General features: G+C 37.4%; 15 protein-coding genes. 2 read left to right on the top strand and 13 right to left on the bottom strand.

Annotated features, from left to right (window positions below):
* Window positions 1-109 precede the first annotated feature (109 nt).
* Complete coding sequence (locus IW22_RS05940; protein WP_034725001.1) at window positions 110-460, top strand: diacylglycerol kinase family protein; 351 nt, start codon at window positions 110-112, stop codon at window positions 458-460.
* A gap of 278 nt (window positions 461-738) precedes the next feature.
* Here IW22_RS05940 and IW22_RS05935 read toward each other — a convergent pair whose 3' ends face one another.
* From IW22_RS05935 to IW22_RS05895, 9 genes are all read right to left on the bottom strand, one after another.
* A complete protein-coding gene (locus IW22_RS05935) occupies window positions 739-1,071 on the bottom strand; it encodes a gamma-glutamylcyclotransferase family protein (RefSeq protein WP_034724998.1) in 333 nt (110 codons plus the stop codon).
* Window positions 1,071-1,697: an SGNH/GDSL hydrolase family protein gene (locus tag IW22_RS05930; protein ID WP_081873896.1), complete on the bottom strand. Its 627-nt coding sequence runs from the start codon at window positions 1,695-1,697 to the stop codon at window positions 1,071-1,073. The genes IW22_RS05935 and IW22_RS05930 overlap by 1 nt, the downstream gene beginning before the upstream one ends.
* Before the next feature lie 83 nt (window positions 1,698-1,780).
* Window positions 1,781-2,185: a ribonuclease inhibitor gene (locus IW22_RS05925; protein WP_034724996.1), complete on the bottom strand. Its 405-nt coding sequence runs from the start codon at window positions 2,183-2,185 to the stop codon at window positions 1,781-1,783.
* Between the two features lie 441 nt (window positions 2,186-2,626).
* Complete coding sequence (locus tag IW22_RS05920) at window positions 2,627-6,322, bottom strand: phosphoribosylformylglycinamidine synthase (RefSeq protein WP_034724994.1); 3,696 nt, start codon at window positions 6,320-6,322, stop codon at window positions 2,627-2,629.
* A gap of 75 nt (window positions 6,323-6,397) precedes the next feature.
* Entirely contained in the window at window positions 6,398-7,822 is a 1,425-nt protein-coding gene (locus IW22_RS05915) for a serine hydrolase (RefSeq protein WP_051891119.1), read from the bottom strand.
* A gap of 9 nt (window positions 7,823-7,831) precedes the next feature.
* Entirely contained in the window at window positions 7,832-8,791 is a 960-nt protein-coding gene (locus tag IW22_RS05910; RefSeq protein ID WP_034724993.1) for a WG repeat-containing protein, read from the bottom strand.
* A gap of 88 nt (window positions 8,792-8,879) precedes the next feature.
* Window positions 8,880-10,412 (bottom strand): T9SS type A sorting domain-containing protein, encoded by a 1,533-nt coding sequence (locus IW22_RS05905; RefSeq protein WP_034724992.1) that lies wholly within the window; start codon window positions 10,410-10,412, stop codon window positions 8,880-8,882.
* Window positions 10,413-10,534: 122 nt separating this feature from the next.
* Window positions 10,535-11,962, bottom strand: a complete 1,428-nt coding sequence (gene purB / locus IW22_RS05900) for an adenylosuccinate lyase (protein WP_034724991.1) — start codon at window positions 11,960-11,962, stop codon at window positions 10,535-10,537.
* A 213-nt stretch (window positions 11,963-12,175) separates the two neighbouring features.
* Window positions 12,176-13,594, bottom strand: coding sequence for an amidohydrolase family protein (locus IW22_RS05895; RefSeq protein ID WP_034724989.1), 1,419 nt, complete (start codon window positions 13,592-13,594; stop codon window positions 12,176-12,178).
* A 259-nt stretch (window positions 13,595-13,853) separates the two neighbouring features.
* Between IW22_RS05895 and IW22_RS24330 the strand changes: the two genes are divergently transcribed.
* Window positions 13,854-14,003 (top strand): hypothetical protein, encoded by a 150-nt coding sequence (locus IW22_RS24330; protein ID WP_156122729.1) that lies wholly within the window; start codon window positions 13,854-13,856, stop codon window positions 14,001-14,003.
* A gap of 104 nt (window positions 14,004-14,107) precedes the next feature.
* Here IW22_RS24330 and IW22_RS05890 read toward each other — a convergent pair whose 3' ends face one another.
* From IW22_RS05890 to IW22_RS05875, 4 genes are all read right to left on the bottom strand, one after another.
* Window positions 14,108-14,521 carry a hypothetical protein gene (locus tag IW22_RS05890; RefSeq protein ID WP_034724987.1) on the bottom strand — a complete coding sequence of 138 codons (414 nt, stop codon included), beginning with the start codon at window positions 14,519-14,521 and terminating at the stop codon, window positions 14,108-14,110.
* Between the two features lie 547 nt (window positions 14,522-15,068).
* Window positions 15,069-15,455 carry a hypothetical protein gene (locus tag IW22_RS05885; RefSeq protein ID WP_034724986.1) on the bottom strand — a complete coding sequence of 129 codons (387 nt, stop codon included), beginning with the start codon at window positions 15,453-15,455 and terminating at the stop codon, window positions 15,069-15,071.
* Between the two features lie 88 nt (window positions 15,456-15,543).
* Window positions 15,544-17,871 carry a beta-glucosidase BglX gene (bglX, locus tag IW22_RS05880; protein ID WP_034724985.1) on the bottom strand — a complete coding sequence of 776 codons (2,328 nt, stop codon included), beginning with the start codon at window positions 17,869-17,871 and terminating at the stop codon, window positions 15,544-15,546.
* 508 nt (window positions 17,872-18,379) lie between these two features.
* Window positions 18,380-19,087: a prolyl oligopeptidase family serine peptidase gene (locus IW22_RS05875; protein WP_051891118.1), complete on the bottom strand. Its 708-nt coding sequence runs from the start codon at window positions 19,085-19,087 to the stop codon at window positions 18,380-18,382.
* Between the last annotated feature and the right edge of the window lie 27 nt (window positions 19,088-19,114).

The following is a 19,114-nucleotide window of genomic DNA, read 5'->3' as shown; positions in this document are numbered from 1 at the left end:
TTCCAGAAACTGCCTCTTTTTTGTGATAAGGGTCTGATAATTTTGAAAACAGAGATTCGACCTTCCCCTTTCATCAAAATACAAATACTATATTTGTGAAAAAGAATCCATGAAAAAACCGCCTGTTCACAGAAGTTTCGTCAACGCTTTCCGCGGTATTTTTCTAATGATAAAAACGGAAAGGAATTTCCAGATCGAACTCGCCGCCTTTTTCATTAATCTTTTTTTGATTTTTTATTTTAAACTTTCGGCCACAGATACGGTACTCATTCTGATAGCTTCCTTAGCTGTTTTAAGTGCCGAAATTTTCAATACCGCCATAGAAAGGATATGTGACATCATCCAGCCTGATTTTGACAAAAGGATTGGCTTTATCAAAGATATTGCTGCCGGAGCTGTTGTATTGATGGCTATTGCAGCGGTTATTGTCGGGATCTTTGTGTACTGGAAATATATTTAGGGATTAGGGATTAGGGATTAGGGATTAGGGATTAGGGATTAGGGATTAGGGATTAGGGATTAAAATTAAACATTGTCATTTGATTAATAATTAAATGTTGAATGGGCTGAAGCTCATCTCTATTGAATATTTTTGTATTCTAAAAATCTGTATCATCTGACAAATCTGCGGGAGAAAAAAATATTACTGCGGGAATTAATTTGATACATTGAAATAAAAAGCATGCTAAAGCCCGTTGATATTGATAAAAATCGTTTTAAAAATCCGTGGGAGAGTAATTATTTTGCTACATAAATAAACCCTTTCTTCCCCGATTTGAAAACCGTTTCAATCCTCTTGTAATCGTCCACTTCATATTCATCTGCCCGAAGAATCTCTTCTTCCGTTACTTCGAAAAGCATTCCTTCCACTTCATCACTGCTGTCTCCGGAAAGTTCCAGGATCGGATGGTATTTCTGATTGCTTTTGCGTAACACTTCGGGGTCGGTAATTTCTACCATTTTCATTGTATAACCTGTCAGAATATCTTTTTCTCCTTCCAAAAGTCTTCCAAATGTTTCAAGTTGCACCTGCTCTTTCTGCAGGGTTCCGTAAGAAAATAAATGCACCATTATAAATATTTTTCAATGATTGGTATTGCCGTTTCAGCCATTATGCCGTAACCTTTTTCATTAGGATGAACTCCGTCTGCAGAAAGCAGAATTTCTATATCTTCTGCCAACGCAGCATAGAAATCAATATAATGTAAAGCATTTTTAGCAACTGTATCTTTAAGAATCTGATTGTATATTAAAACGTCTCCGTTGATGCGTAATTTCCCGGTTGCAGACTCTACTCCATCTACTTTTTCGGAAAACGGAAGAATGCTGACAAGATAAATATCACTTGAATACTGTTTCGCATGCTGAACTGCTGTTTCGATATTATCCCTGAACTGTTCAGGAGATACCATCTGACTCCCATCCTTTACAGCAAGATCATTGGCTCCATAACCGATAAAAATAATATTTCCTTCTGCGGAATTTCTGGCAGCCAGTTCGTGAGGTATTCTTTTCAGTAAGCCTTCTGTGGTTTCACCGCCTATTCCAAGATTAAAAAGAATCAGTTCATTTTTACCTTCATGAAACTGCTGGAGGGCGTATCTTTTCAGAATATCTACCCATCCGCCAAATACTCCGTCGTATTCTCCATAAGTAATGCTGTCGCCGAAGAACAGCCCGTAAATCATTTTTTTCATTCTCTAATAGGACTTCATCCTATCTTTTGCTAAATCGTCACTTCGTGACTCTTTGGGTTATTATTCCTTTAATCACTCAAAAATTAATCCAAAATTAGGGTAATATTTTTGTGTGATTCTATAATTTCTATTAAAATTTCAAATAATGTCTGGCCTTTTCCAGAGAGTAATTCATCCAGTTTTTGCTGAATGAGTTCTATGTTATAAGGTTTTCCCTGTCTAATTTTGTTTTCGTAAAACATTCGGGTTGCTTCCAGACCGAGATCTTCTCTTGATTTCTGGGATGCTTTCCATTTGATCTCTACTTGATCTTTGTTTTCAAATACTCCGAAACCGCCGTACAGGATATCATCGAAGCCATCGAGTGTACCTACTTTCCAGTCTGCATCTTTCATGAATACTAAAGAAGCTTCATCATAAAATCTGGCTAGGTCCGAGAAGTGCCCGCCATCGATGATAATTTTTTTATTTTGGTCTGCGTTCAACATCGTTCTTGTAAGATTTTATTCCGTAAATATAAAAAAAGACTTTTTTTCGACTTAGTTATCCAATAAAAATTGATCTTAATTTTCTTAATTTCAATGAACTTTAGTTTATTTCTAAATCTTAAACATTAAGAATTTAAGCAATATGCTTATTGTTATGAATGAAGAAATCAATAAATTGATTTTTTTAAGTTATTTAAGCACCCCCCATCTTTTAAGATCTTAATGTCTTAATGTTTTAAAAAAGCATGTTTTCATGTTTTGAAATTGATCCAATAAAAATTCACATTTTTATCAATCATACATTAAGGATTTAACGCAAAGTTTTCATTCCAATACTGCAGAATCAATTGACATTGATTCGATTATGCAGCGTAACATCCACTCGTTCACCAGAATTCTGATATAAAAAATGACCGCCATTCAGTGGCGGTCATTGCTATTTTATTTGAAGTATTCTACTCCGTTTTTGAATATGTTGTGGTAATTCGCGGTCGGTATGTTTTTCATGAGGCCTTCTGCAAAACGCTCCGGGTGTCCCATTCTTCCGTAAATCTTTCCGCAAGGGCTGGTAACCCCTTCAATTCCGAATAATGAATTATTTGGGTTGAATGGCATTCCGTGGGCAATGTTTCCATCAAGATCGATGTACTGAGTGGCAATCTGTCCGTTTTCGTATAGTTTCTTGATTTCTTCTTCTGAAGCCATGAAACGTCCTTCACCGTGAGAGATTGGAATGGTGAATACCTGATCCTTCATTCCTTTTAACCAAGGGCTTTCGTCATTGATCACTTTTACATTCACCATCTGTGAGATATGTCTTCTGATGGCATTGTGAGCCAATGTCGGAGAGTTTTCATCCAGATCTTTAATTCTTCCGTAAGGTAACAGACCGGATTTAACCAAAGCCTGGAAACCATTACAGATTCCGATGATCATTCCATCTCTGTCCAATAGTTCATGAACAGCATTTCTCATCTTTTCGTTTTTAAGAACGTTAACGATGAATTTCGCTGAACCATCCGGCTCATCACCAGCTGAGAAACCTCCTGAGAAGGCAAGAATCTGAGAGGTTCTGATCTCTTCTACCCAAGCATCAATACTTTCATCCAATAACTGGTGACTGATGTTTTTCAATGGAAGACTGCTGATGACAGCTCCTTCTTTATGGAATGCATTCAGGGTTTCGTACTCGCAGTTTGTGCCCGGGAATACAGGAGCAAATACTTTCGGCTGAGCAATTCCGTGTTTTTTAATGATGATATTTCTTGGGTTGATAGAGTTTGATTTCTCATCGATTTCAACCGTTAATTTTTCTTTTTCCTGTGTTGGGAAAAGGTTTTCAAATGTTCCCGTGTAGGCAGATTCAAGCTCTGAGATTTGAGATTCAAGATTATTGATTTTTAAAATACCTGAATCTTTTACTTCACCAATATGTTGAAGAGAAGTATTGCTCAACTCTTCTTTTGATTCAATGATTAAGCTACCGATATTTTTAGCCAATAAAGCATTCTCCTCAATGGTGATCTCTGCTCCCAATCTGTTTCCAAAGCTCATTTTCGCTAAAGCTACTGCAGCACCGCCTTCTTTAACGGTTTTCACAGAAACAATTTTCCCAGCCTTTATATTGTCAAAAATAAATCCGAAGATTTCTTTTAAGCTTTCATAGTTAGGAAGTCCATTTTCCTGAGGAACATGATTAAAGAAATATAACTTATTTCCGGCGTTCTTTAATTCCGGTGAAATAACGTTTTTCTTCTCACCATTAGCACAGGCAAATGAAATCAATGTCGGTGGAACATTCAGATCCTGATACGTACCGCTCATTGAGTCTTTTCCTCCGATCGCTGCAAGACCAAGGTTGATCTGAGCATCGTAAGCTCCCAGAAGGGAAGCTAAAGGTTTCCCCCATTTCTCAGGATTCTGCCCAAGTTTTTCGAAATATTCCTGGAACGTTAATCTGATATTTTTGTAGTCACCTCCCATGGCAGCGATCTTAGCAACGCTTTCCACGACTGCATAAGAAGCTCCCAAGAGTGAATTTTGCTTTGAAATCGCGGTATCAAATCCCCAGCTTGCAAAAGAAACGGTTTCGATATCTTTTGCTCCTAAAACCGGCAGTGTCTGAGCACTTCCTTCCATTAGTGTCTGCTGGTATTTTCCTCCAAGCGGCATCGCAACCGTAGTTCCGCCTACAGAAGAGTCGAACATTTCCAACAGTCCTTTTTGGGAAGCTACATTTTTGTCGCTTAATATGGTCATGAAGTTCTCTTTTGTAAAAGCAGGTGTTTCTTCTTTTACTTCCCCAAGGTGGGTAATTTTCACCTCCTGAGTTTTGGAACATCCGTTGGTATCTAAGAATTCTCTTGAAAGGTCAACGATTTTATCGCCTTTCCAGAACATCTGCATTCTACCTGAATCAGTCACTTTTGCCACTTCTACGGCAACAATATTTTCGTCTTCACAGAATTTGATGAACTTTTCTTTATCCTGAGGATCCACGACAACGGCCATTCTTTCCTGAGATTCAGAAATAGCAAGCTCGGTTCCGTTCAATCCTTCATATTTCAAAGGTAAAACATCAAGATTCACTTCTAAGGAATCAGCAATCTCGCCGATAGCTACAGAAACACCTCCTGCTCCGAAGTCGTTTGATTTTTTGATCAGCTTCGTGACTTCAGGATTTCTGAACAGTCTCTGGATTTTACGCTCTTCAACGGCGTTTCCTTTCTGAACTTCAGTAGACATGGTGTGGATACTGTTTTCATCCTGCACCTTTGAACTTCCGCTCGCTCCACCTACTCCGTCACGGCCTGTTGCCCCTCCTAAAATAATGATAGAATCACCATTTTCAGGTTTATCGCGTCTTACCCAATCTACAGGAACAGCTCCGGTAACGAATCCTACTTCCATTCTTTTGGCTTTGTAGCCTTCGTCATAGATTTCAGAAACCATAGTAGTGGCTAAACCGATCTGGTTTCCGTAAGATGAATATCCGTTGGCAGCCTGTTTCGTAATGGTTTTCTGAGGTAGTTTTCCCGGTAACGTTTTATCAACCGGTTCTAAAACATCGGCAGCACCCGTTAATCTCATTGCCTGGAATACAAATGATCTTCCGGACAAAGGATCTCTGATGGCTCCTCCCAAACAGGTTGAAGCCCCTCCGAAAGGTTCAATTTCTGTAGGGTGATTATGGGTTTCATTTTTGAATAATAAATACCACGGCTCTTTTTTACCGTCGTATTCAGCTTCGATCTGGATGGTACACGCATTGATCTCGTCTGAGATGACAAGGTTCTCCAGATTCCCTGTTTTATGGAAATATTTACCACAAACTGTCGCAAGATCCATTAAAGAGATCGGCTTCAGCTCGCGGCCTAAGAATTTTCTTTTTTCGATATAGTCACTGAAAATAGTATCCAGTGTCTGTTTGAATGTTCCTTCAAACTGGATGTCTGACAATTCTGTTTCAAAAGTGGTATGACGGCAGTGGTCACTCCAGTAGGTATCTAAAACTTTCAGTTCCGTTTCAGTAGGATTTCTCTTTTCTGTTTTAAAGTATTCCTGAATAAATTTCAGGTCGTCCAATCCTAATGCAAAACCGTGATTGTTGTAAAAATTCTCAAGTTCAGCATCATCGAAACTGATGAAATTTTCGTGGATCAAAACTTTTGACGGCACTTCATCTGCAGGAATGTTCAGGATCGAAAGATCTTTTTCCTGAGATTCTACCTTATTGATCAGAAGGTCTTTGATTTTTACTAAATCTGCTTCAGAAACGCCTTCAAACTGGATCAGTTTTCCGCTTCTTACTTTAGATTGTTCATTCTCCGTGAGTAGAGCGATACACTGCTGCGCAGAATCTGCACGCTGATCGTACTGGCCGGGAAGAAACTCCATGGCAAACCCAATCTTTGCGGCAGGGTTTTCTGTATGTAAAATATCGGTCACCGGATCTACGAAAGTGCTGTTGACCACCTTTTCGAATTCTCCGTCATTCAGTCCGAAAATATCATACACATTAAACACTTTCACATTTTTGACCGCCGGAATGACTGCTTTTACTTCATCAAAAATTTTTGGACTTTCAACATCGAAAATTCCTCTTTTTTCTACGAAAATTCTTTTGTTATTAGACATTAGATGTCAGATTTTAAATATTAGATTTATTACTTTCTTTTTACTTTTTTCAGAACCATAATGGTCCTTTATATTTTACAGCTTCAACGTCAGATTATTGTCATCTGTTCCGTCTGTATTGGAAGCGTTTTTTGATGCATTGACCCAGTCGTCTCCGTTCAGAACCAGCTTAAAAGTATAGGTTTTCCCTTTTTCAAAACCGGATTTCGGAACTTCCAACTCGAAGCGGTTATCTTCTTTCTTCGTTAACTGATAGTTCTTGTTGTCTGTCTTCCAATCATTGAAAGATCCCGCGACAGAAGCGCTATTGATCAGTTTTGAATTTAAATTCTTTGGATGGGTATACGTAAATACAACGTTATCTCCTTTCAGATAATATCCTTCTGTTTCTTTCTTGCCCGGTTTTGCCGTCAGATCATTCATTAATCTGGCTGCTGAATTATAGAGCGCCGGGAATGTATCCGGACCGCTGACATTTACAATAAAGCAGATCCCTGTATTCAGTTCGGGATAAATTGCAAACCAAACTTGGTCTCCGAATGCACCTCCGTGCTTGTACCCCATTTTCCCATGTTCGCTAAGGCCATAACCATCCCAAAAATACCCATACCAGTCTCCTTTACTGTTACTCATGTTTCGTTGAGACTCTTGAACAATTGAGTTTTTTGAATCCAGTTCATATTGTAAGAACTTCACCAGATCTCCCATCGTCGATTTGGTTTTTGATCCGCCAGAACCCCATAAATGACTTATGGATTTTGGCATCAGGCGTCCGCTTGCATGATATCCATTTGCTAAGACTTCACCTTTACCCAATTCCAGTTTGGTGTGATCCATTCCTGCTTTTGACAAAATGTTTTCTTTCAGCAGCGTTTCATAGCTTTTCCCGTAGATATTTTCCAGCATCAGACCTGTCATTTCAAGACTTAGATTACTGTAATTGTATTTGACTCCGGGTATGGTATCCAGTTTTACTTTTTGAAGGTCCTGCTTAAAATGATCTTTTGTATAATTCTCTCCTAATGTATTGTATTGAAAAGGCGTTTCGTCTGACATTGTTTTCCGGATTTCGGCATCATCAGGCAGGTTACGCGGCAATGCGGTTCTGTAGGAAATCAGATCTTTAATTTTAATGGGAGTTCCGTTGTATTCTAAATTGGGATAAGATCCCTTCAGATACTTACGGACATCGTCTTCAAGATTAATTTTATTTTCCAAAACGGCCTGAGCCAATAATTGTCCGGTAAGAAGCTTGGTCACAGAAGCTATTTCAAAATAAGTATTGTCATCTGCTTTATTTCCTTTTCCTTTATCTATTTCCCCGAAGTGTTTTGTATACACTTTCCCGTCTTTCACGATTCCAACTGATACTGAATAAGCCCCTGATTTTTCTTTTAATTTCTGTGCATTGGTTTCCATGATGGAATACACGTCTTTCTGACTTTGTGAAAAGCTTTTCGCAGATACCAGAATTAATAAAAAAATCGACAGGTTTTTCATGGGCAATTGTTATTTTACGAATTTATTGGTATTATCAGGATGTTCTTTCTGGAATTGTTCCGCTTCTTTTATTTCATTGGTTAACCATTTTTCATAAGGAATCTTTTCATTATAATCCATGGTATATTTTTCTTTGCCATCATCCGAAACAAGGAATGTAAACCTTTCAGAAAGCATACCGTCCTTACTCAAAGCATAGGTATTGATCTGGTAATAAGGAAAATTATCTTTGGGCCTTTCTACTATTTCAAAAAGTAATTTCTTCTCTGCATCAGACATTTCGGGATATACACTGATATAATACAATCCTGAAAGTGTTGCATTCTGCTTATCAAAAAACTGAAGAATGTTCTTCTCTTTTTCGTTGTAGTGAAACGGATTCGGATAGTATTTCCCCAGGATTTCCTTGTCCTTATCAGATGATTTTGCAATGGGTTTAACGGTTTCTCCTTTGTTATTCAAAACACCCCAGGTACCACCAACAATTGACTTGTGCCCTTCCCCTGTTTTCTGCCATTCACAGCCGTCACAAAATACAGCATATCCATAGTCAAAGTAGGAAACAAAGTCATGTTGGGCTTCTATGACCAACTTTCCGTTCCGGTCAGCAAAACCGACTTTTCCATTCTTAACGAATCTTCTGACTCCTTCTTTGAAATAATCTGCTCCATTGTCATAAAAGAAAGGTCTGTACAGAAAGTTACCTTTTTTATCATATACATATCCCCAGGCATTTTTCTCTATGGCTTCTCCTTTTTTGGAACCGTCGAAATAAATGGTTTCCTCTTTTACAAGATCTCCATCTTCAAGATCCGAATATATTTTAAACTGCGCAGGAACGATGATTTTTCCGTCCTGATCTTTCACTCCCGCCAAGGTATCTTTTGAGAAAAAATACTTTAAAACCTCTTTCTTCTGGGAAAAAGAAAGAATGGGGATCATGGCAATGAGTAAAAGCGTTTTTTTCATGTTAGCCGAGTACTAAAAAAACCATAACTAATCATTTCTAAATGATTAGTTATTTAAATTGATTGTCTGCAAAAGATTACAGTTAAGATCATTTTTTAATTATTTTTTTGAAAGTTTTAATATTATTTGAATCAATAATTTCAATAAAATAATTACCAATCATTAAACTGCTAGCATCTATAAGCTTTATATTATCTTCATGATGCTGTGACACTAATTTCCCATCAGCGGCATAAATATTCACGGTAGAAATTCTCTTATCGCTCTTAATATTAATAATATTTTTAACAGGATTTGGATAAATCTTAAATCCTCCACTTTTAGATATTTCCTTTGTATCTAATGTTAATACATCAGATAGTTTAAATAAAACCATGTCTGTATTTCCTTTATTAGACAAAGTCATTAAAACCTGAATTTGGGGTGGAAAAAAACTGATAATATTCCTTAAAGAGCCAGACGCTGAAGACCCAAGTACAGTAAATTGGTTATTACCTTCTTCAATAATTTCATTGGCATAATCATAATTACTATTCCCTCTTATTACTTGTTGGCTAATTACATTTCCATTAATATCAAATTTACCAAACCAGAAATCGCTAATGTCATTTGGATAATGGTCTGCTTTTGTTCCACTAAGTATATATTCGTTATTCTGACTTATAATAGAAGATGTAATGGTGAAGTGCGAATCTTCAGAACCAGGAAATTCTTTTTGCCAAACCGTATTCCCCAGTGCGTCAAGCTTTAATAGTAATCCTTTATACACGCTGCTGTACGTCATTCCAATAACTGCTGTAATAAGAAGCGTTCCATCAGGATTAACCATTACAGTCTTGGGCGAATTTTTCGTGTAATTTTGATACACATAATTTTTTTCCCAAATAACACCACCATTCATATCTACGTTGATCACCCTTAGTTCACAATCGGGTGTTCCAGATGAAGATTGAGCAGTATCTTTAGTGCCAATTAAAATAAATCCGGAATTATATAACTGTACATCAGAAACCTCTGTATAATAAGGAACAGAATAGCTTTTTTGCCAAAGTATATTTCCTGTCAGATCTAATTTTGCCAATCTAAAGTTATTTGGTGAAAAACCAGATCCTGCAATTATATAACCTTCGTTAGGAATTACTTTGACTGCTGATGCTCCTGAAGTTACAGGAAGTGAATTCTGCCACTGAATATTCCCCTGAGAGTCAACTTTCACAATCCAAATGCTTGCTTCAGCACTTGACTGTCTTACAACATCCCCGTCATTTGAATTAGTAGTGGAAGCAAAAATAAAACCACCATCTTCTGTAATTTGCAAAGTTTTTGACGTCTGCAACCATTCTCTTTTGCTACCCCCGTAAGATTTTTGCCAAACTATATTTTTATTTTGATCCAGCTTTATTAATACAATATCATCCTGACCGTGGTTATTTGTTATATCATTATTATTCGAATTCGATGCCCCTAATATAATGTAACCATTATCTGGTGTCTTTTTTATTGAGTAACCATAATCTTCCCCTGTCCCTCCATAATTTTTGAACCATGCCAAATTATTAATACTCTGTGCAGAGAATGAACACATTATTAAATTTGCAAGTAGTAAAAATATTTTTTTCATATTAAATAAATATTTACAGATGTATCATATAATGCCAGTCAAAAATTAAATGAAGTAATATGTGGAACTATTTTATTTCTTGGTGCTTTTATTTAATCACACCAAGAAACAAAATATGTAAATTATACTTTAAGATCAGCCTCCAATCCTATCAGGTCTTTATTCTCATCCAGAATCGGCTGAACTTCATTCGCGATGAATTCTTCCGTTTGGATAGGTGCAAATCCGATAAAGTTTTTAGGATCTAAAACTTCTTTTAATTTTGATTTATCTAATTTTAATGAATCGTCATTTAAGATTCTTTCAATAAGGTCATTTTCTTTTCCTTCTTCTTTCACTTTCTTGGAAGCTTCCATAGAATGCACTCTGATCACTTCGTGAATTTCCTGACGGTCACCACCAGCTTTCACTTCTTCCATGATGATATATTCCGTTGCCATGAAAGGAAGTTCTTCCATGATGTGCTTGTTGATTCTGTTCGGATATACAACGATACCGTTCATGATGTTGTTCCAGATCAATAGAATCGCATCAACAGCAAGGAAAGCCTGAGGAATTGTTAATCTCTTGTTTGCAGAATCATCTAACGTTCTTTCAAACCATTGAGTTGAAGCTACCATAGCTGAACTTGTTGTCAGAGACATTACATATTTTGCCAAAGCCCCGATTCTTTCACTTCTCATTGGATTACGTTTGTAAGCCATTGCTGATGAACCGATCTGGTTTTTCTCGAAAGGCTCCTCAATTTCTTTAAGATTTTGAAGAAGACGTAAATCGTTGGTGAATTTATGAGCAGACTGAGCAATATTTCCTAATAAAGCCACTACTTTAGCATCAATTTTTCTGTCATAAGTCTGACCGGAAACTCCGAATACTTTCTCAAAACCAAATCTTTTTGAAAGTTCTTTATCTAAGTGTTTTACTTTGGAATAATCACCGTTGAACAGTTCTAAGAAACTTGCAGCAGTACCGGTAGTTCCTTTTACACCTCTGAAACGAAGTGTTTCTAAGAAGAAATCAAGCTCTTCAATGTCAAGAACCAAACTCTGTAACCAAAGGGTTGCTCTTTTTCCAACGGTCGTTAGCTGAGCCGGCTGGAAATGGGTGAATCCTAAAGTAGGAAGATCTTTATACTGAATAGAGAAATCAGCTAAGTTTTTCATTACGTTAACCAGCTTTTTCTTTAAGATTAAAAGCCCGTCACGGATCTGAATAAGGTCTGTATTATCTCCTACAAAAGCTGAAGTAGCTCCCAAATGGATGATTCCTTTTGCTGAAGGCGCCACATCACCATACGTGTGAACGTGAGCCATTACATCATGACGGAATTTTTTTTCATACTCAGCCGCTTTATCGTAATCGATGTTTTCGGCGTTCGCTTTAAGCTCGGCAATCTGTCCGTCTGTAATATCAAGACCTAAGTCTTTTTCTATTTCAGCCAAAGCTATCCAAAGCTTTCTCCAGGTACGGAATTTGTTATTATGTGAGAAATTAAACAACATTTCTTCACTGGAATAGCGCTCTTCCAATGGATTTTTGTAGGAATTCATTCTTTCTTTTACTTTTAGATGCACAAAAATAAGGATTTTCGGTGAGAGATGAAAATTAGAATGGTGCTTTTGAATGGATTAAATTAAATAAATACCGTTCCCACTTTAAGCCATCATTGTGTTAGCGTAGCTATTTGGCTGGAAGCTGGAAGAGGGAGGCTGGAAGTTACTGTTGAAGACTCATTTTAACACGGTCAGGCTTCTGAACTCAGCCTATAAAGTATTTTTTAATTCTTTCCTCTTTTTCCAGTCAAACTTACTTTTATTGTCATCATTTTTTTTGGCTAAATCCGAAAGCATTTTATCCATTTTCTTTTTGGAAACCCATTGACCATTGAAGAAAACATCGGAAATTTTTCTCGTATTCCGGATATCGTCTAAAGGGTTCGCATCCAGTAGAACAAGATCAGCTAATTTTCCAACTTCTACCGTTCCTATTTTATCATCAATTCCAAGCCACGTGGCAGAAAGCTTTGTGGAAGAATTGAGCGCTTCCTCGGGAGTGAGTCCGGCTTTTACTAAAAGTTCAATTTCATCATGAAGAGAATATCCCCAGACAACTCCGGAACATCCCGAATCCGTCCCGGCAACAATAGGGATTCCTGCTTCTTTAAAAGCTTTTACCAGGCGGTTATTGAATGCTATCATTTTATCCAGATAAGCGATAAACTCAGGACTTGATTTGTCGTGATACTGGTTTGAAGTCATCCATTTATTTTGCATCAGCGGATGGATATACCGGAATCCCTCAAGTTTAGGAATAATATCCAATGAACGGGCCTGTTCTTCAATCCGTTTAATAACAATCAAAGTAGGTGAAAGCCAGGTTCCGTTGTCTTTTACAAGCCTGACAAATTTCTGTATATCTTCATCACTGTAATTCTCCGACTGCTTGGCAAGTTCCTCTGCGTGCGCTACCATATCAAAACCTGGAACAAATGCCTCTTCAGTTCTGCCTTTAAATGCATCCGGAATGTGTCCTACTACCTTCATTCCCTGTTTTTTTGCTTCATCAACGATTGCTTTAAAGGTCTCAACATTCAGTTCTGAATATACTTTGATGAATTCATATCCTTCTGCTTTCGCTATACGGACGGTTTGCCGCCCATCAGAAGGTGTGTTGGCTATTCTGCCCGAGCCGTTTCCCCCATTAATCAATGCGGCCAAAGCCATCCGGGGTCCAATAATTTTTCCTTTGATAATTTCATTTCTCTGGGCAAAATTTTCCACTCTTGAATTGAGATCAAATATAGTGGTAACACCATTAACTACGTATGGCATCATCATATCCTGATTATCGACCAGAAATGTATCTCCTTCAGTAGGATATGATGCTCCAAAGTTTATGTCTGCCACTCCGTGAACATGTATATCAATCAGTCCCGGAATAAGCCACTTCCCTTTTCCATCAATCATTTTCGCTGATTGAGGAATGACTCCGTTGATGGAAAATATTTTATTGTCTTTGATAACCAATGTCGCATTTTTAATGATCTTTTTGTCTGAAGACATTGTAATGATGTTGACATTCTTTATGGCCATAACAGCCTGCTTATTATTTTTCTGTGCCTTCAATATGATTGTAAACAGCAATAAAGCTGTAAGCAGGTATTTAAAATATTTCCTATTCATATTCTGTCTGTATTAAAATTATAGGTAGAATTCTGATTCTGAATGATAAACAACCTCTCTGTTAAGAACGTTATTTAGGATCAAATATTTAACCATTCCAAAGAAAAATAGTTAATTTAATACAGAAAACCACCCAATTTAACTCCTATTTTCTTAATTTTTCAACGTATGGTGATTTTATTTCAATTTATTTTTTAATTTAGTCATTATAAAAGCTCGAAAAATTTTACAGAGCAACTTAACTAAAACCAAACTTATTATGAAAAATCTAAAAAAACTATCAAAGAGTACTTTAAAAATGATTTCAGGAGGATGGGTTCCTCAACCGGGACAAAGCTGTCCGTCCGGAACATGCCAATACAGAGAAAATGGCCCTTGCAGAAGATATGATGAAGCATTGTGCATCTAAAAAAATAAAGCCTGGTTCATCCGGGCTTCTTCTTACCAATTATTTACAGCTAAGAAACAAAAAAGCCATTCATACGAATGGCTTTTATATTTTTTAATTCTGATTTACTGATAAATCACAACATCATCTTTTTTAATCTGGTAACCTGCTTTTTTGTAAGGAACTAAAACATATGTTTCTTTTATATAGCTTCCACTTTTCCACATTTTGCTTTTTCCTTCTCTGTCAAGAATAATGCTTTTTGCATTTCCTTCCGGAATGAAAACTTCAGCCCTCTTCATATCTTTACTGAAAATAACAGCAGTCATTGAAGTGGAGCTATTATCTGATCCTACTTCCTTTAGTTTGATTTTTTGTGCAAAAACCTTTATACATACATTTTTGATTTGTGAATATGTATAACCTGCCGAGCCTATACAGCCGTGAACATCTCTATCACCTCCTAAAACAGGAGTTTTTTGTTGGGCAAAGGCTAAAGAACTGAGGAACATAGCACCCAATAAAATAGTTTTTCTCATATTGAAATATTAATAGTTTGAGTTTTAAAAAAATAACAACAGTAACAAGGTATTAGTCAACCCAAGATACAAAAAATCTCTCATTCGGGAGACTTATAGTATATTTTTTTTAGTTCTGGTGATTTTTAAGGATACTATATCCCCGAAGTTGGGACAATTTCAAAACTTGGGGTCTAGCTCTCGCAGATTTAGCTGATGGAACAGATTCTCATTTCATGCTTTTCAAAACATTAAGATCAATGAAGGAAGTAAGGTTAGTTAAGAAAAAATCATTTGATTTTTTAAGCCATACGTCTTAAAGCAAAGCTAAAACTTAATACTCTTAAAAGCTTAACAGAAATCTTAACGGTTTGAATTTTTCTCTCGCAGATAATACGAATAAAGTAAATTAGCAAAGGTAAAAATCTGCATCATCTGATTAATTTGCGTGAAATTTTATTTACCTGCTCAAGTTTTGAGGCTGAGCCCGAAATTGACTCTGCTTAACCCGTTAAAAAAAGAGACCGCCTTAACAGACAGTCTCTTACTATATTTTATACATCCGGATTTACTGGTAAATCACAACATTGTCTTTTTTAAGCTGGTATCCGTTTTTCTTAAAAGGAACAAGTATATACCCGTCTTTCTTCCAAGCTTTCCCTTTTCCCAATCTTGTCAGGATAAGGCTTTCGCCATCTGTATCCGGAACGAAAACTTCCGCTTTTTTCATGTCTTTGCTGAAAATTACAGCGGCCATTGAAGTAGAGCTTCCTTTTGGAGCAACTTCCGTTAATTTAATCTTCTGCTCAAAAACTCTTACACAGTCTTTTTTAATCTGAGAATACGTATACCCTGCAGAACCGATGCATCCGTGAGCATCTCTGTCAGCACCTGCTGTTTGTGCAAATGTAAAAGCTCCCAGAAACATAGCGCCAAGTAAAATCGTTTTTTTCATAATATTATTTTAAGATTACAAATGTGCGATTAAAAATCATGCCAAAACAGGAAAAAGCCGCTTTTTTAAGCGGCTTTGATTATTATTATTATTTAGTCCAGTTGATTTTTGAATGTTTTACCTCATCAGAATTGGTTCCGATCATGATATCAAATTCTCCCGGTTCCCAGTCAAATTTCAATTCTCCATTGTAGAATTTAAGGGTTTCCGGCGTAATATCGAAGGTTACTTTCTTAGATTCTCCTTTTTTCAGGAATATTTTCTGGAATCCTTTCAGCTCTTTTACCGGTCTGGTAATACTTCCTACCATATCTCTGATGTAAAGCTGCACCACTTCAGCACCGTCATAGTTTCCGGAGTTCGTTACCGTTACCGTAGCCTGAACCGTTTGATTTCCTTTCGGGTTTGAATTGGAAACTGACAGATCAGAATAACTGAATTTAGAATAGCTCAAGCCATATCCAAATGGGTACAATGGTGTATTACACTCATCCATATAGTTGGAACGGAATCTTTCGTAGACACACTTATCCACTTTATCCTGACTTAATGGGCGGCCTGTATTTTTTGCGTTATAATAGATAGGCACTTGTCCTAAGCTTCTCGGGAATGTCATCGGAAGTTTCCCTGAAGGATTTACTTTTCCGAATAAAACATCTGAAATAGCATTTCCGGCTTCTGAACCTGCAAACCATGCATTAACGATTGCATCAGGCGTATCTTTTACATTAGTCAAAGCTAACGGGCGACCTGTGTAAAGAACCATTGCGATTGGTTTTCCTGTCTTTTTCAATTCGTTTAACAAATCAACCTGAGACTGAGGAATGGTAATTTCTGTTCTTGAAGAAGATTCTCCGCTCATTTCTGCAGATTCTCCGATGGCAAGAACGATCACGTCTGCTTTGTTGGCTACGTCGACAGCTTCTTTTAATAATTCTTCTTTAGAGCGGTTGTCGCGGTCTGTCTTTTTACCGTGAGCTGCGTAAATATCTTCTAATTTAGCATCATAATCAATGTTGGCCCCTTTTGCAGAAAGGAATTTCACTTCTTTCCCATAATTCGCCTGAAGACCCTGCATCAATGAAACTGAAGCTGCATGTTTTGTAGCCACACTCCAAGTTCCTGCCATGTTCAGTGAGTTGTTCACCAATGGTCCGATTACCGCTACTGTACCGGATTTCTTCAATGGAAGAACCTGGTTTTCGTTTTTCAACAGAACCATAGACTGAGCTGCTGCGCTTCTTGCGATGTTACGGTTTTCCATATTGTAAACCTCTTTTGCGGCCAGTTTTGCATCGCCGTAACGGTAAGGATCATCGAATAATCCAAGATCATACTTCGCTTCCAGAATTCTTCTGGCTGCCATATCGATTTCTGCCTGTGTTACTTTTCCTTCATCAAGCGATTTTTTAAGGGTGGTTAGGAATCCTTCTCCCACCATATCCATATCTACTCCGGCTTTCAGGGCTAAAGCAGATACCTGCTGAAGATCTCCCATTCCGTGTTCGATCATTTCATTGATTCCGGTATAATCGGTGACAACGAAACCTTTGAAGTTCCACATTTTTCTAAGAACATCGGTCTGAAGCCACTTGCTTCCAGTTGCCGGAACTCCGTCCACTTCATTGAAAGAAGCCATTACAGAAGCGACTCCAGCATCTACAGCGGCTTTATAAGGTGGGAAATATTCATTAAACATTCTCACGTGGCTCATGTCTACCGTGTTATAATCACGTCCGGCTTCTCCTGCTCCGTACAATGCAAAGTGCTTTACACAGGCCAAGATTGTGTTGCCAACGGAAAGATCTTTCCCCTGATACCCATACACCATATTTTTAGAAATTTCGCTTCCTAAGTACGGATCTTCTCCTGAACCTTCAGATACTCTTCCCCATCGAGGTTCGCGGGAAATATCTACCATTGGAGAGAACGTCCAGTTGATTCCATCTGAAGAAGCTTCTTTAGCTGCTACTCTCGCAGACTGCTGTACCAGATTCATGTCCCAGGAAGCCGCTAATCCCAATGGAATAGGAAAAGTGGTTTCGTAACCATGGATCACGTCCATTCCGAAGATCAAAGGGATTTTCAGACGGCTTTTTTCCATCGCCACTTTCTGAACGGCTTTGATTTTTTCAGCTCCTTTTATATTGAATAATCCTCCTACTAGTCCCTGCTCTACTTTTTTTCCGATATCTGAACTTTGAGCCTGTCCAGTGGTAAAATCTCCGGAGGTCGGCAGATTGAGCTGGCCAATCTTTTCATCTAAAGTCATTTTAGACAAAAGATTTTCTACGAAAGCTTTTCTTTTCGCCTGATACTGGGCTGTCTGGTAAGACTGCACGGGCTTGGTTACCATTTCCTGTGCGGAAAACACGGGCGAAAGTGCTAAAGCTGCGAGTACAATTAACTTTTTCATAAATCTATCTTCTTAAATTATAGTTCTGATTTTATTGTTTATCTTGGGTGTTTTTGGTTGAAAAACGCAATGGCGCTATTTTTTTTTCAAGCTTTATGTTTTAAGGCGCAAAGTTTTTATCAGAGATAAAATTGATGGTGTTATAGCTCGCGTCTTTATTCTTTATTCTTTATTCTTACTCAATTATAGTTCCGGTTTTATTGTTTACTCTTTGAGTTATTTTTGTTGGAAAACGCAAGGGCGCAAGTTTTTTTTCCAATTTTATGTTTTTAAGGCGCAAAGATTTTATCAGAGATAAAATTGATGGTGTTATAGCTCGCGTCTTTATTCTTTATTCTTACTCAATTATAGTTCCGGTTTTATTGTTTACTCTTTGAGTTATTTTTGTTGGAAAACGCAAGGGCGCAAGTTTTTTTTCCAATTTTATGTTTTTAAGGCGCAAAGATTTTATCAGAGATAAAATTGATGGTGTTATAGCTCGCGTCTTTATTCTTTATTCTCATTAAACTTATTCTCCTTTCTTCTTAGAGAACATCCATTCATACAGTTTTGGGTCTGAATAGGTGGAGTCCCATGAGTTGTGGTTGTCATTGGGGAAGATGACCAATTCTGCGGAAGGATTTACCGGATGTAATCTCTGGTAAAAATTTAAAGCATTTTCCGGCAAGACAATATCATCCATTCCTCCGTGAAAAATTTTCATATTCAGGTCTTTGTATTGATTGATATTGGAGTACATAATTAAATCTGTAGGTGCACAAACCGGCACTACTGCTGCAAACATTTCAGGATGCTCCATAGCCAGCTTTAAAGTTCCCCACCCTCCCAGTGAAAGCCCCGTAAGATAAATTCTGGAGGCATCAATTTTATATTTTTTCTGAATTTCTTTAATCAGATTATAAACCGTTACGGTATCCCACCATGAATCTGCAGGACATTGCGGTGCTAAAATCGCTACAGGCTCCTTCATCAGGCTTTTATATGTAAACGGACTGTGAGCCTTAACTGCCTCAAGATTATTTCCTCTTTCTCCTGAACCGTGCAGAAACACGATCAAAGGAACATTTCCTTTTGCCTTCTGAGGGTAATCCAGAATGTAGGATATTTTCTCTATTCTTTTAATTTCTTTATTTAATTCTCCTTTTATTTCCTGGGCATTGATCTGTAGTGACAATGGCAGGAGTAAAAGGGAAAGGTGTTTCAGTTTTAATTTCATATTAATATATAAGTTTTGGCTAAAGCC

Origin of the sequence: Chryseobacterium sp. JM1, assembly GCF_000737715.1 — a bacterium.
In the GTDB taxonomy this organism is placed as follows: Bacteria; Bacteroidota; Bacteroidia; order Flavobacteriales; family Weeksellaceae; genus Chryseobacterium.
The sequence above is the reverse complement of the archived record's forward strand: the minus strand, read 5'-3'. Positions and strand labels throughout refer to the sequence as shown.